This window comes from Actinokineospora sp. PR83 (assembly GCF_021056305.1).
In the GTDB taxonomy this organism is placed as follows: domain Bacteria; phylum Actinomycetota; class Actinomycetes; order Mycobacteriales; family Pseudonocardiaceae; genus Actinokineospora; species Actinokineospora spheciospongiae.
On the sequence record NZ_JAJCXD010000073.1, the window covers coordinates 1 to 15,234 of the forward strand.

6 protein-coding genes and 1 pseudogene are annotated in these 15,234 nt (G+C 66.8%); all 7 read left to right on the top strand.

What is annotated here, in order from left to right:
- The first annotated feature begins 61 nt into the window (after nt 1–61).
- The 7 genes and pseudogenes from L6E12_RS23595 to L6E12_RS23625 all read left to right on the top strand — a co-directional run bounded on the left by L6E12_RS23595 (nt 62) and on the right by L6E12_RS23625 (nt 15,212).
- Nucleotides 62–6,493: an RHS repeat-associated core domain-containing protein gene (locus L6E12_RS23595; RefSeq protein WP_236230113.1), complete on the top strand. Its 6,432-nt coding sequence runs from the start codon at nt 62–64 to the stop codon at nt 6,491–6,493.
- Nucleotides 6,483–6,956, top strand: a complete 474-nt coding sequence (locus tag L6E12_RS23600; RefSeq protein ID WP_236230114.1) for an SUKH-3 domain-containing protein — start codon at nt 6,483–6,485, stop codon at nt 6,954–6,956. Before L6E12_RS23595 ends, L6E12_RS23600 begins: the two co-directional genes overlap by 11 nt.
- A gap of 174 nt (nt 6,957–7,130) precedes the next feature.
- The gene (locus L6E12_RS23605; RefSeq protein ID WP_236230115.1) at nt 7,131–7,508 is read left to right on the top strand and encodes a hypothetical protein; all 378 of its coding nucleotides are present in this window, start codon (nt 7,131–7,133) and stop codon (nt 7,506–7,508) included.
- A gap of 442 nt (nt 7,509–7,950) precedes the next feature.
- Nucleotides 7,951–8,730 (top strand): annotated as a pseudogene (locus tag L6E12_RS23610) (transposase family protein).
- Nucleotides 8,731–8,966: 236 nt separating this feature from the next.
- Nucleotides 8,967–9,572 (top strand): hypothetical protein, encoded by a 606-nt coding sequence (locus L6E12_RS23615; protein ID WP_236230116.1) that lies wholly within the window; start codon nt 8,967–8,969, stop codon nt 9,570–9,572.
- Between the two features lie 730 nt (nt 9,573–10,302).
- A complete protein-coding gene (locus L6E12_RS23620; protein WP_236230117.1) occupies nt 10,303–11,637 on the top strand; it encodes a serine/threonine-protein kinase in 1,335 nt (444 codons plus the stop codon).
- Nucleotides 11,634–15,212: an NACHT domain-containing NTPase gene (locus L6E12_RS23625; protein ID WP_236230118.1), complete on the top strand. Its 3,579-nt coding sequence runs from the start codon at nt 11,634–11,636 to the stop codon at nt 15,210–15,212. The genes L6E12_RS23620 and L6E12_RS23625 overlap by 4 nt, the downstream gene beginning before the upstream one ends.
- Nucleotides 15,213–15,234: the final 22 nt, after the last annotated feature.

Genomic DNA, 15,234 nt, shown 5'->3' on the forward strand with positions numbered 1-15,234 from the left:
CCCGGCGGCGGCGTGGCCCGCGGCGGGCAAGGCACGCGCTGCCGCCGCGAGGACCGGGGCCGTGCTGGCCGCGGGCCGGGGCGGCGCGGTCGAGGTGGAGACCTTCGGCCAGGACGTGGCCCGCCGCGCCGGGGTCGACGGGGTCGTGCTGCGCGTCGCCGACGCCGCGGGCACCGCGGGCGGCGCTGTGTCCGTCGACCTGGACTACAGCGGGTTCGCGGGCGCCTACGGCGGTGACTACGGGTCCCGCCTGACTTTCACCCGCTACCCGTCCTGCCTGCTGAGCACCCCCGAGAAGACCGAGTGCCGCACCGGCACCCCCATCCGATCCACCAACGACCCCAGGTCCAAGCGGCTCAGGGCCGACGTGCCGGTCACCTCGGCGGTCAACTCCCGGGCGACGACGACGGGCACCCTGCTCGTGGCCTCCGCCTCCGCCTCCGGCCCCGGAGGCGACTACAGCGCCACCAGCCTGGCCCCGTCCGGGTCCTGGGCAGCGGGCGGGTCCACCGGCGACTTCGGCTACACCCTGCCGCTGAACCTGCCCGTGGCCCCCGGCGGTCCCGCACCGTCACTGGCGTTCTCCTACACCTCGTCCATGGTGGACGGTCGCACGTCCGCGACGAACAACCAGGCGTCCTGGGTCGGCGACGGCTGGGACCTCAACGCGGGCGGGTTCATCGAGCGCACCTCCACCGCCTGCGCCGACGACCCCGGCAACCAGGGCAGCACCCAGGTCGGCGACCTGTGCTGGAAGGGCGAGGAGTACACCGTCTCCCTCGGCGGCATCTCCGGCAAGCTGCTGCGCAAGCCCGACGGCACCCTGCGCCCCGAGACCGACGACGGCTCCCGCATCGAACACCTGACCGGGGCCACCAACGGCGACAACGACGGCGAGCACTGGAAGGTCACCGCCCCCGACGGCACCCAGTACTTCCTCGGCCTCAACCGCCTGCCCGGCTGGAGCGCGGGCAAGCCCGAGACGGGGTCGGCGTTCACCGCCCCCGTCTACGGCAACAACAACCTCGAACCCTGCCACCAGGCCGCGTTCGCGAACTCGTGGTGCCAGCAGGCGTACCGGTGGAACGTCGACCTCGTCGTCGACACCCACGGCAACGCCATGTCGTTGCACTACGACCGCGAAACCAACCACTACAAGCGCGGCGGTGTCAACGGCACCAAGACCGCCTACACCGCCGCGGGCCGCCTCAACCACATCGACTACGGTCTGCGCTCCACCGACCTGTTCGCCGCCGCTCCCGCGCGCGTGCTGTTCGAGGTCGCCGAGCGGTGCCTGCCCTCCGGGGCCATCACCTGCGACCCCGCCCAGCTCACCGCGGCCAACGCCGCGTCGTGGCCGGACGTGCCGTTCGACCGCGTCTGCACCGCGGCCGAGGCCGACTGCGCGGGCCGGTTCTCCCCGGCGTTCTTCACCACCAAGCGCCTGACCAAGGTCCGCACCCAGTCGCTGTCGGGCACCACTCACGTCGACGTCGACTCGTGGGCGCTGCGCCAGGAGTTCCCGCCCACCACCGATGGCAGTCCCGCCGCGCTGTGGCTGTCCGGCATCACCCGCACCGGCCACGTCGGCGGCACCGCGTCCCTGCCCGAGGTGACCTTCGCGGGCGTGGCCATGCACAACCGCGTCGACGCCGAGGAGGGCCTGCTCCCGCTCACCCGCTACCGCCTGACCAAGGTCCTCGGCGAGGCGGGTGGGCTGACCGAGGTGCAGTACTCCGGCGCCGACTGCAACCGGGTCAACCGGATGCCCGCCAACCCGGAGACCAACACCCTGCGCTGCTACCCCGTGTGGTGGACCCCGCCGGGCGACCAGCAGCCGCGCCTGGACTGGTTCCACAAGTACGTCGTCACCGCCGTCACCGAGGACGGCCGCACCGGCGGTCCATCCCAGGTCAAGACCCAGTACGAATACCTCGACGGCGCCGCGTGGCACTACGACTCCAACGACGAGGCCGACGCCGCCGAGCGCACCTGGTCGGAGTACCGCGGCTACGGCCGGGTCCGCACCCACCGCGGCGAGCCCAACGGGGTGCGCACCACCACCGAGACCGTCTACCTGCGCGGCATGGACGGCGACACCCTGCCCGGCGGCGCCAAGCGCGACGTGTGGGTTGCCGACGGCGACGGCGGCACCATCGAGGACAGGGACCAGCTCAGCGGGTTCACCCGGGAGACCAGGCTGTTCAGCGGCGGCCAGGTCGTCTCCGGGGCGATCTCCGAGCCGCAGCTGATCGAGACCGCCGTGGTCGGCGCCGACACCGCGTACATGGTGCGGGTCAAGAGCGTGACCAACCGCAGCAAGCAGGCCGACGGCACCTGGCGCAAGACCCGCTCCAGCACCACCTACGACGAGTGGGGCTTCGCGACCAGGGTGGATGACCAGGGCGACCTCGCCGTCACCGGTGACGAGACCTGCTCGGACACCACCTACGTCCGCAACACCAGCGCGTGGGTGCTCGGCTTGGCCTCCACGGTCAAGCTCATCGCCAAGCCCTGCTCGGAGTGGCCGGGCACCGCCGCGGACGTCGTGTCCGACGTGCGTTCCTCCTACGACGGGCAAGCCTTCGGCGCCGCGCCCACCCAGGGCGACCTCACCCGGGGCGAACGCTGGGACGGCACCGGCTACCAGCAGATCTCCACCGCGGAGTTCGACGCCTACGGTCGCACCACCAAGTCCACCGACGCCGACGGCGGCATCACCACCACCACCTACACCCCGGCGACCGGCAACCCCACCACCATCGCCACGACCAACCGGATGGGCTGGGTCACCACATCCACCGTGGACACCGCCCGCGGCGTGTCCACCACGGAGGTCGGGGTCAACGGCGAACGCGCTGACGCCTCCTACGACCCGCTCGGGCGCGTGCTCAAGGTGTGGAAGCCGGGGCGGGCGGTCACCGACACACCCAACACGGAGTACTCCTACGCCTACCACAACGAGCAGCCCACGGTCATCACTAGCAAGTCCCTGCGCGACAACGGGTCCTACGCGGTGTCGTACGACCTGTACGACGGATTGCTGCGCCTGCGCCAGTCCCAGACCCCGGGCATCGACGGCGGCAGGCTGATCACCGACAACCACTACGACGCCCGCGGCGCCGCTTACAAGGTCAACGGCGCCTACTACAACCAGGACCCGCCTTCGGCGACCCTCCACGGCGTCCAGGACAACGCGGTCCCCAACCAGACCGTCACCGAGTACGACGACCTCGGCCGCCCCACCGAGACCATCCTCAAGCGGTTCGACACCGAACTGTGGCGCACCAAGGCCCGGTACGCCGGGGACAACACCTTCACCACCCCGCCCCAGGGCGGCACCGCCACCGGCGTCATCAAGGACGCCCGCGGCGCCGTGGTCGAGCGCCGCCAGTACCACGCCCCCAGCGCCAGCGGAACCTACGACGGCGCCACCTACGACGCCACCAAGTTCACCTACGACGCCAAGGGCCGCCTCGCCAAGGTCGTCGACGCCCTCGACAACCAGTGGACCTACGAGTACGACGTCCTCGGCCGCAAGAGCGCCGAGGTCGACCCGGACCGGGGCCGCAGCGAGTACACCTACGACGCCCTCGACCAGATGACCACGGCCAAGGACGCCCGCGGCCAGGTCCTCGCGTTCACCTACGACGCCCTCGGCCGCCGCACGGAGACCCGCACCGGGTCCGCCACCGGACCCAAGGTCTCCGAGTGGAGCTACGACACGCTCCGCAAGGGCCTGCTCACCTCGTCCACCCGGTGGGTGGGCACCGACGCCTACACCCAGCGCGTCGACGCCTACGACGCCCTCAACAGGCCGACGCAGACCTCGGTGGTCATCCCATCGAGCGAGGGGACCTTGGCGGGCACGTACTCCTACCAGGCCGGCTACACCGGGATCAGCGGGAACCTGCGCTCGCAGACCGTTCCCGCGGTGGGGGCGCTGCCCCAGGAGACCGTGGTCCACGACTACAACGCCATGGACCAGCCGGACGCCACGCACGGCCTCAACAGCTACGCGTCCGAGCACATGTACACCCCGTACGGCGAGACCGCCCGAGTGACGCTGGGCGCCAGCCCCAAGAAGGTGTGGGTCAGCTCCAGCTACGCCGATGGCACCCGCAGGCTGGAGAACGTCCAGGTCAAGCGGGACACCACTACCCAGCCGTTCGTCACCGACCGCACGTACTCCTACGACCCCAACGGCAACGTCCTCAAGATCGCCGACACACCCGCCGACGGCCCGGTCGACAACCAGTGCTTCACCTACGACCACCTCCAGCGCATGACCAGCGCCTGGACCCCCGCCAACGGCGACTGCGCGGCGACCAAGACCGTGGCAGGTCTCGGCGGCGCCGCCCCGTACTGGCAGGACTACACCTACGACAAGATCGGCAACCGGCTGTCGCTGACCAAGCGGGCGGCCTCGGGCACCACCACCGAGACCTACGCGGTGCCCGCCTCCGGGCCCACGTCGGTGCGACCGCACGCCGTGACCTCCACAACCCGGGTCAGCGGCAGCAGCACCGCCCTGGACGAGTACACCTACGACGCGGCGGGCAACACCCTCACCCGCAAGATCGCCGGGGCCACCCAGACCCTGGAGTGGGACGCCGAAGGCCATTTGACCAAGGCCACCGAGGCCAACGGCGCGGTGTCGCAGTACCTCTACGACGCGGACGGCAACCGCCTGCTGCGCCGAGAGCCCACCTCCACCACGCTGTACCTGCCCGGCCAGGAGGCCATCCGCCTGACCAACGGCGCGATCAACACCAAGCGCTACTACACCCACGCGGGCGCCACCGTCGCCATGCGCAGCAACCTCAACGGCCTCCAGTACTTCACCGGCGACCACCACGGCACCGACGACGTGTCCATCACCGAGGCCAACAACCTCTACGTGACCCGCCGCTACAGCGACCCGTTCGGCAACCCGCGCGGCACCCAGCCCCGCTACTGGCCGGACGACAAGGGCTTCGTCGGCGGCATCAAGGACAGCAGCGGCCTGACCGCCGTCGGCGCCCGCTCCTACGACCCCAGGACCGGCCGCTTCGTCACGACCGACCCGGTCTTCGAGACCACCGAGTCGTTCCGCATGAACGCCTACGGCTACGCCAACAACAACCCCACCACCTTCAGCGACACCAGCGGCGAGCGCATCCCGGACTGCGAGGAATTCCACACCAACTGCACCAACGGCGGCAGGCTGACCTCACCGGACCCGGTCTCCCAGGCCCACCACGACGCCGTCGCCGCGGCGGCCAAGGTCCGCGCCAACACCAACCACACCAAGAACACGAAGCAGCAGGAATCCAAGCAGCAGGCCGCCCGCGAGATGGGCATGTCGGACACTGAACTGGCGCGCATGGAGAAGGAGGTCGAGGAGGACAAGGGCTTCTGGGGGGTGATGAAGGAGGAACTCCCCGACATCATCGGCGACCTCACCGGCCTCAACGACATCAAGGGCTGCTTCACCAAGCTCGACCTGTGGGCCTGCGCGGGCCTGATCCCGTGGGGCAAGCTCCTGAAGCTGGTCAAGACGGCCGGCAAGATCATCTCCATTGTCCGCAAGGCCATGGCCTACGAGGACCGCATCTCCGCCATCCGCCAGAAGCTCAACAGGTGGCGGGAACGAACCCTCGAACTGGCCAAGGCTGGCGAGGAGAAGCTCGACACGATCCTGGCAAGCTGCACCAAGCACAGCTTCCCCCCGGGCACCAGAGTCCTGATGGCGGACGGTTCGACGAAACCGATCGAACAGGTCCACGTCGGCGACCACGTCATCGCCACCGACCCGGCGACGGGCACGTCGTACGACCGGGAGGTCACCACCACCTGGGTCCACGACAACGAGCCGACCAGGACCGAGCTGACCTTCACCGACGGGTCGACGCTGGCGGGCACGGACTGGCACCCGGTGTGGGTGGCGGACCTGGGCACGTGGACACCGATCGCCGAGGTCCGGTCCGGCTCGTGGCTGAAGACCTCCTCGGGCACGTGGCTCCAGGTCACAGCCACCCGCCACTTCACCGACGGGGGCACGGCCCATGACCTCACGGTCGAGCAGACCCACACCTACCACGTGCTGGCAGGCACATCCCCCCTGCTCGTCCACAACTGCGATGACCTCCTGGCGGAGGCCCGCGATGCGGCAGCAGAGGCTCCCAATGAAGCAGCCATGACCGCGGTGGCCAGGATCAAGGGCAGTACGGACCCGGACGAGTGGCAAGTCGGCTACTCCGGCAGATTCGACGCCGTGGCACCGACCCCCGAGATCGACCTCAAGCGGGGTGGGCAGACCTACGCGGGTGATGCCGGAAACTGCGCGGAGATCCGCGCTTGCAGTAAGGTTCTGCGAGACAACCCCGGCGCACAGCTCAGGGATGTCGAGTTCATCGTGGTGGGGACCAAGACGGGAGCGATCGAGCCATCCTGTCTGTCGTGCTTCAGCACAGTGGTCATGAGAGGAGCGACTGACCTTGGTGCCCGCTGACGCGAAGACGAGATTTCCCGTCGAGGTCGAAAGGCTCCTGCGGACCGCAGGGTGGTTCCCCGGTCGGACCGTCGACACCGCAGCGTGTTCGGCGGCGTGGGCAGAACTGGAATTGCCAGGAGGCCCCACCGCGTTCGTCCGCGAGTTCGAAGGTCTCACCGTCGAACACCCGCCCTTCGTGGACTTCAACGGCGTCAGGCACTTCGACCACACCAAGTTCGGCGTGATCGGCGCGGTCAAGCGCTTGGCGCCCAGTGCGCACCGGAAGTACTGCGACTTGGCGGGTGTCGATCTCCACCCGGTGGGGCAGAACAGGTCGCACATGACGTTGATGGTGGGTGCCGGGGCGCTGTTCGCGGGGGTGGACCACTACCTGTTCGCCCACCCGGGTGACCTCGATGAGGCTGTGACCCGGATCTGTGAAGGAACACCTCCCGACCTGGTCGGGGAGTGGCCGCTCTGAGCGGGTGGAACCGCCTGTCATGTGAAGCTGACGCAAGGCTGTTCGAAGTGCGGGGAACAGAGGCCACCCACGACCGCTTCGGCAGGTTGCCGACGGCCAGGGGTGGGCGGTCTCAAGCGGTGAGACACTTCCAGGTCCTGCGCCCGTGGGCATCGGGTCGAGGAAGGAGTTCGCGTGCGACCGACCATCGTCCTGCTGTCCGTGAAGGACGGAACAGGAGAATTGGTGTCGCGCTGTCGCGATGTGGGGACATATGAGCCCATGCCGCCGTTCGACCGTCTGACGGTCGGCGAGTGCTGGTACGGGGTTGACCTCTCCGGACGCGTGATCGAGGACTACGAGCAGGACGAATTGGCCGAGATCGCCGAACGCCTCGGCGAGTTCGACCTGATCACACTGGAGTACTCGGGTGTCCCCTGCATCCGGACACTCCTGCAGGCTCTCCTTCCGGGCTTGACAGGTCTGCTGGACACCAACTTCGGAGAGCTGATCGGTTTCGACGAGGTGCTGTCCAGATTCGCCGCGGGACCCGACTGGGACTGGCGGGGCTGACACAGGACGAAGGCGGTGCGGGGAGGACCTCCCCGCACCGCCTTCGTGGCCTCGGTGACACGGCGCCGAGGCGCCCCTGAGCGGCAAGCTTCGGCCCAGGTGCCCGAGGATCGGCAGTCCAGCCCGGACGGGGTGCCACCCAGGTTTTCGACGACCAAGGGAGCCGGTTTCCTCCCTCGTCCTTCACCGTGAAATTTCATCGCTGGTCTTCCTCCTCGCGGTCGATTCTTCTGGGCGGCCGGCATCGGAGCACAGAGGACCTCAGTTCGTGAATCGCGGTTGTGAACACAGGGAGCTCTTTTCATCCTGGGTTGGATGTGTTGGTGTGCAGGGTTTGTCGTTGATCACGGGTTGCCAGGTGTCGGCGTGTCGTGCCCGGACATGGCGAAGCCCTTGATAGGACGTCAATCGACCAAGATCCCCGTCCACCCAAGGGCTTCAGATGTTGTTCTACCGTGTCGCTCTGCTGTTGTCACATCGGACCCTGACCTTCGTGTCCGGGTTGATCCGTGCCCACCGCAGAGAACTGGGGTCGGTGTGGCGCAGGCTCGACCCGGGGCAGCAGGCCCTGCTGGTGCTGGTGCACCTGCGCAAAGGCGAGCCGTTCGCCGAGGTCGGTGCCGGGTTCGGGGTCTCGACCACGGCCTGCTGGCGCTACGTGGGCGAGACCGTGGAGTTGCTCGCCACACGGGCCCCGAAGCTGCGGGCGGCGTTGCGGAAAGCCAAGCGTCAGGGCATGGCCTACGTGGTGATCGACGGAACGCTGATCCCGATCGACCGCATCGCCGCCGACCGGCCCTTCTACTTGGGGAAACACAGGATGCACGGGGTGAACCTGCAGGTCGTCGCGTCACCGGACGGGACGATCGGCGTGGGTGTCGGGTGATCTGCCCGGCAGCACCCATGACACCGCCGCGGCCCGGATCTGGAACCTTCTCGGCGCTCTGCGCGATGCGGGGCTGATCGCCCTGGCGGACAAGGGCTACCACCGCTACGACGCCACTGGCCGGCACGGGATCCCCCCTACAAGGGGCGGGGCAAGCCCGAGTCACAGAAGGACGCCAACCGCGCCCACGCCCGCCTGCGCGGACCCGGCGAACGCGCCAACGCCCAGCTCAAGACCTGGCGCATCCTGCGCAAAGTCCGCTGCTGCCCACGCCGCATCGGCCGGATCGCCAAAGCCATCCACGTCCTGCAGAACCACGAAGCCACAGCAGGATGAAAAGGGCTCAGGGGTGCGCTCGGCCGTTCGGCCCTGTGCAGGGGTGGGGGTTGCTATCTATGGGTCTGCGGGCCTGATCCCTTGGGGCAAACAGCGAGGTGTAGTCAGGACGTACCGCCGGATGTACCGATGCCACCCGGCGGGCAACAACCGCGGCCGCCCGGACAAGCAAGAGGGCCATCCACCCACGGTCTACATCCGCGAGGACCTCATCCTCGAGCAACTCGAAGCCTTCTTTGTCGAACGCCTGTTCGATCTCGGAGCGCCGCGAGCTGCTCCTCGCCGACGTCGACACCAACGACATCGCCGCCGACCATGAGCGCGACCGGCAGCGCCAACGCCTGCACCGCAGGATCGCCGACGCCGTCCGCAAACAGGACAACCTGCTGCACCAAGGGGAGAACGCTGACCCCGACGCCCCCGTCACCCAGGGACCGTGGCAGCGCTACGACGACCTGGAGAACGAACGCCGCGCGGTGAACGGCACCCTGGAACAACTGGAAAAGGAGATGCCCGCACGCGATCATCCGACAACGGAGCAAGCCAGCCTGCTCGACGCCCTGCCCCACCTGGCGACCAACCTGCGACACGCGCCCCCGGAACTGCTCCAGCGACTGCTGGACCTGACCCAACTGACAGTCCAGGTGCACTACCGGGACAACCAGGCCACCATCACAGCGGTCCTGCCCAGCGACATCGCCCCGATCGCCGCCACGGGCCGCGAAATCGCCGAACAGGCGATTGACCACGACCCGGATTATCAGGTATCCGCAGGTCAGGAACTGTGTGCATCCTGCGAGTGCCCCCCGGGCAGGCTTCGCCGGGATGCGCAACGAGATTAAATTCAATGGAGCAGTCGGGGAGACCCGAGCAGGTTGCACACCGCTGCCCAAGAAGCCGCTGGTCATCGTAGTGCGGGTGCCGCTGATCATGGAGCGTCGAAAGTCGTCTCTAGATGCCGCGAAGTGATCAGGTAGCCATTCGGAGGTGCTTGCCCTGCGTACATAATTATTATGACGGTACCTTTCGTAGGAGTAGAACCTACGACCCCTTGACTCCCAGACGCGCTCCGATCATGGCCTGACCTGCGAAAACGCAGAGCGTGGTCTCCAGTTCGGGCAATGTGCGGTATGTTCAGCGCATTTGACGTCGGGACAAGTGTGCTGAGATCTCCGGCTTCCCTTCCGCCGAGTCGATTGTTGAGTACTACAGTGCGTGTCCTGGTCAAGACCCGCCGAACAGCAGCGGCGGTCCGCCTCGTCCACCCCCGGTTACTGGTCGACATCCCACTCTGAATGAATCACCCATGTACATCCAAAACTGGATTCCCGTTGTGCTGCTCGCGGCCGAGGAGGCATAGGATGAGCAAGGTCGGCTGCCCCTGCGTCACGCGGTGGTGGGCAGGTTCAGGGCCGTGGAACCACAGTACGATCTACCCGATGTGATGGCGGCCATCCGCGGGATGTGCCGGATTCCCGGCCGTGTCAGAGGGTCGACCTTTCCCACACCGACGTGAGTCGCCATTCGTACACTGTCTGACCTTGAGGTCCCGCGCGAGAGGGCAGCAGCCAAATGGTTCGTTTCACGGACAACAACGGCGTTGAGTGGAATTTTGACGAAGCCGACCGGATCGGTGACCCGAGTGGGATGGGGGCGGTGTTCAGCGGCACGGCGGCCGACGGCGCCGCTGTGGCCGTCAAGCGGGTCCGGCTGCCGAATCCCACGGAGGAACGGCGGCGGCAGCGCGACCGGGAAGTGGCGATCTTCCAGCGGCTCGTGCAGGCGAACCGGTCGGGCGAGAAGGTGGACCACCTGGTCCTGCCGCTCGGCCACTGTTACCGCGGCGACGACCTGCTGATAGTCATGCCTCGCGCGGACGAGTCGCTGTCCGCCTCGTTGACGCGTGGTCGATTTGACATCGCAGGGGGAATCGACGTTGTGGGGCAGGTGGCGCGTGGGCTGGTGCAGCTCGCGGCGCTGAGCATCGTGCACCGCGATCTAAAGCCCGCTAACGTCCTCCGGTTCGGATCGACGTGGCGGATCATCGACTTCGGGTTGTCCAGGGATCTCACCGAGGCGACCGGGACCTACACCCTGGCGGGATGGGGCACGCTCCCCTACATGGCTCCCGAGTTGTGGCTGAACCAGCCCGCGAACGCCAAGTCGGACCTGTACGCGCTGGGAGTGCTGGCCTTCGAGATCTTCGCGGGCACCCGCCCGTTCGCGGGCCCGGACGACGTGGACTACCGCAACCAGCACCTCCACGAGGCCCCACCCGACCTGCCCGACACCCCACCCGGCATCGGGCGACTGGTCGTCCGGCTGCTGCACAAGTCCCCCGCCGCCCGCCCGCAGGACGCGCGTGCGGTGTGCGAGGTCCTCGCCGCCCAGGCCCAGCGCCTGCGGCCGGTACAGCACGCGCTGGTCGACGCAGCCCACAGCCTTGAACGGCGCCGGATGGCCGACCACACCGCCACCTCGGTCGCCGAAGCCGAGACCGAAAGCCGCACCGCCCTCCGCGACCAGGCCATGGCGGACTTGGGCGAAATCCTCGCCGACGCCTACGACGACCTCCACGAGGCTCTCCCCGACGCTGAGGGAGACCAAGCCGCGCGGAGCTTCACCATCGGCGGACTGACCATCACGTTCGAGGTCGGGCAACCCTTGCAGTTGACCCTGCACCACTCTTCGCGCTCCACGGTCCTGCAGGGCGTCGTCCGCCTGACGCCTGTCACCGGACCGAGTTCGGTGCACGCGCACCTGTATTGCGCGCCTCGGGCTGATGCTCGCCTGGCCTGGGAGTACTCCGGCCCGTCGGTAGCCAGCACTGATCGCATGCCACTCACCGCAGCCGCCGTTCTCGAGATCCTGGTTGCCGCGATGGAGAAGCACGTGAGCGGAGAGTGAACCAGTACCAGCGGCTCTCCGAGGCGGCTCTGGCCTTCCGCCCGAGCCAAAACAAGATTGTCAAGTGGGCCGAGGCCAACTCGGAAGGCGATGCCGCCAAAGCCGAGGCGCTCATCAAGAACCTGAGCCCCGGGTTGTTCACCAAAGAGGGTGGCCTGGTGAAGTCCCTGCGCGGCCTGCAGAGATCCGCGATGATCAAACTGTCGATGGCCGACCGGACGACCCAGGGCGACGTTCTCGTCGCCACACATACGATTCTCGCCGTCCTTGCCGTGGTCACTCAGTTGTCAGATGCATCCAGGCTGATCAAAGAACTCGGCTCTACTACGGATTCGACCGTCAAAAAGCTACTGCAGGAAAGCCCTGTCGAAATCAACGCGGTGACCATCGAGGCCCTGCTCGCCATTTCAATACCCGCTCCGGCTCTGGTGGCATCCTGGAGAGAATTGCAAGCCAGCTTACATGAAGCCCATTTCCAAGCCGCTGCCCCCATTCTTGACCACATCGTGCAGATACTGCCCGATAGGATCAGCGATGCCTTCTCGGGACGCCTGTCGTGGATCAAGGGGAATCTGGCCTATAATTCTTCGTATCAACACTGGCTCTATCTGTCACAAGCGGTGGACAAGAACAGCAACATTGCCATATGGCTCGGATTGCGTGAATCTGACGACCTGTTTGCCCCGGAAATTCACCTCATCGAATCGAAGATCGCGCATATCCGGAAGAATTTGCGCAGAAAACCTTTGGGCCTTGCAGGCATGAGGACCGTGCGGGAACTGAAGCTGCACGACAACAGGCTCATCGACGCATGGCATGAACTGGCGCGGCTGTACAACGACGAGATAGACAGGGCACCCAGCGTGCCCAGGCTCCCGGTTCTGAGAGATTCCTACATCAACCCGGCCTACCGGGTCGCGGCCCACGATGTTGACAACAACCGCCCGCACGAAGAGGCGTGGTGGAAGAGTTTGGCGGTTCACGACGAGATCCAAGAGTTCCTGGTGCGCTACCTCGCCTCCCCCTCCGCCACCGCGCTGCCGCTGCTGGTGCTGGGACACCCCGGTGCGGGCAAGTCCGTCTTCACCAGGGTGCTCGCCGCGCAGCTGGGCGCGATGAACCGACCGGTCGTCCGGGTCGACTTGCGCAGCGTGGCTGCTGACGCGCCCATCTACCTGCAACTGTCCTCGGCTGTTGAGAAGACGCTGACCCGGCGGATCGAGTGGGACGACCTCGTTCGCACAGCCCACAACGAGTATCCGGTGGTCATCCTGGACGGGCTCGACGAGCTTATCCAGAGCAGTGCGGTGAGCCGCGCGGACTATCTGGAACTGGTCCAGGATTTCCAGCGCAGCGCGGTCATCCGGGGCTGCCCGGTCATCGTCGTGGTGACGAGCAGGACGGTCGTGGCGCAGCGGGTGCGCATACCCGCGTCCACGCCCATCCTGCGGCTGGAACCATTCGATGACGAGCGCATCGGACTGTGGCTCGAGAAGTGGAACCAGCACAATGCGAGCCACTTCGCCACCACCGGCAGGAAACCGCTGTCGCGGTCGACGGTTCTCGCGCACCGGGATCTGGCGATCCAACCGCTGCTGCTGTTCATGCTGGCGCTGTATGACTCGAACGAGAACGCCCTACAGCGGGAAGGGCACGAGTTCGTCGGCGGGGACCTCTACGAACGCCTGCTGGAGTCGTTCGCGGTGCGGGAAATCAAGAAGCTGCACCCGTACGCCGAGGAGGGTGAGGTGGGCCGGCTGGTCGAGCAGGAGTTGGAGAGGCTGTCGGTCGCCGCGTTTGCGATGTTCAACCGGGGCAGTCAAGCGGTCCTGGAGGACGAACTCGCCGCCGATCTGGATGCCTTCACCAGACCGGCAGGCCAACCCGCGCGATCCTCGGAGGTGTCCGACAAGGCCAGGAAGTTGGTGAGCCGCTTCTTCTTCGTCCACGTCTCGCAGGCGACGTCTGTCGACGGCGGCGAGGAGAGGACAAAGAGCGCTTACGAGTTCCTGCATGCGACCTTCGGCGAATACCTGGTGGCCCGGCTCACCCACCGGGTCGTCATGCATGCCTACGAAAGCACTCGGTACCGCGACCACGCATTGACTATGATGAGCGCCGAACCCGATTATGCTGTCCTGGGCGCGCTGCTGTCGTTCGAACTGCTCTGCACGCGGAACACGGTCACGTCCTTTCTGGGCCACATGGCAAGTCGCACAGAGTCGGCCACAGTGCAGGCGCTCACCGCTTTGCTGGCCAGAGCACTCCGCGATTCCCTCCACGTGGACAACTGGGGCGGCATCGACGGGTATCGCCCACAGCGGACGTCGATCCCGGTGCGTCTGAGCCTCCGCACGGCGAACCTGCTCCTCTTGGTCGTCATCTTCGGAGGCCAGACCACACCAGCGGACTTGTTCCACGGCACGATAGATCCGCGCGAGGAGTGGGAACGACTGGCCGCGCTCTGGTATGCGACGCTGCCCGTCAAATCGTGGCAGTTGCTGACCGATACGGTCGAGGCCGTGCGCGATGCGGATGGTTCGCTGACCATCCGGCAATGCCAGACGATCATCATTGATGAGACGTACGAGTTCGCACCTTCCCTGGAGCAACTGCGCCGACTGGGCCTGCTCGTACACGACCAGCACATCCACTGGGGACTTTCCGCCCTCCAACCGCTAATGACCGCTGCCCCTGCCGGTTCGCAGCAACAAGCCCTTTCATCACCTGGGGCGAAATTTCTCATGCAATTGGCTTTTCCGCCCCTCGATCTGCTCGGGCAGCCTGATGTAGACTCGCTGTACTCGCTGATCTCCGATGGCGTCAACTACGCTGAGACCTGCCCGCCGCGAGACCGCAGGGTCTTCCTCGACCACATGGTCCGCCTGACCAAGACTCTCCCGACGCCGTTGCCGACTTGGCTGGCTGCACACTTCGGTGAAATCATCCGAAGCCTCGGCACCGAGGCAACCCACATCGCAGCAGAACTCCTCTACGAAATGGTCCGACTGGACCGGCCGCTTCCCCGAGACCTCGACCGACTCAGGCAGACCGTCCTCGTGATCGCAGCCCTCCTCGAGTCCTACGGGTCCGGACCGAGGCAGGTGCCGATTGCCCTCGGCCTGGCCCGGTTGGGTCTCCACGACCGTCAGTTCCCTAGTCGCCTCCGTCTTTCCCGGATCCTCTTCGACCCGGCATCACTCTGGGCCTCGATGGGCGAAGACCCCCACATGGCCGCCCGACTGCTCGAAGTCATCCGGACCACATCCCGCCAAAAGGCCGCGGCGAGGGCCGTCCACCTCCTCGCCTTAGTGCAGGACCTCAACCCCCTTGCCTTCCAGGATCTGGACATCCGGTACGTCCTCGCGCAAGCACGAAAAGCCGAACCAGGACCGGCCAAGGCCCTCGAACGGCGCTGGGAGGAGTCGCTCCTGCGCCATGAGCACCAACGCATCTCCCACCTGCTGAACCAGGTCCTCTACCGCCGCGACGCCCTCACCCGGATTGCCGGCGTTCTGCGCGCAGCCGCCAACCGCCCCGGACAGACGGGGCCGGACTCCCACCCCGACATCTAAGAGTTCCTAACAGAATGATCAA

Coding starts and splice junctions, on each gene's coding strand:
- L6E12_RS23620 (WP_236230117.1), top strand. CDS start 10,303: ATGGTTCGTTTCACGGACAACAACGGCGTTGAGTGGAATTTTGACGAA.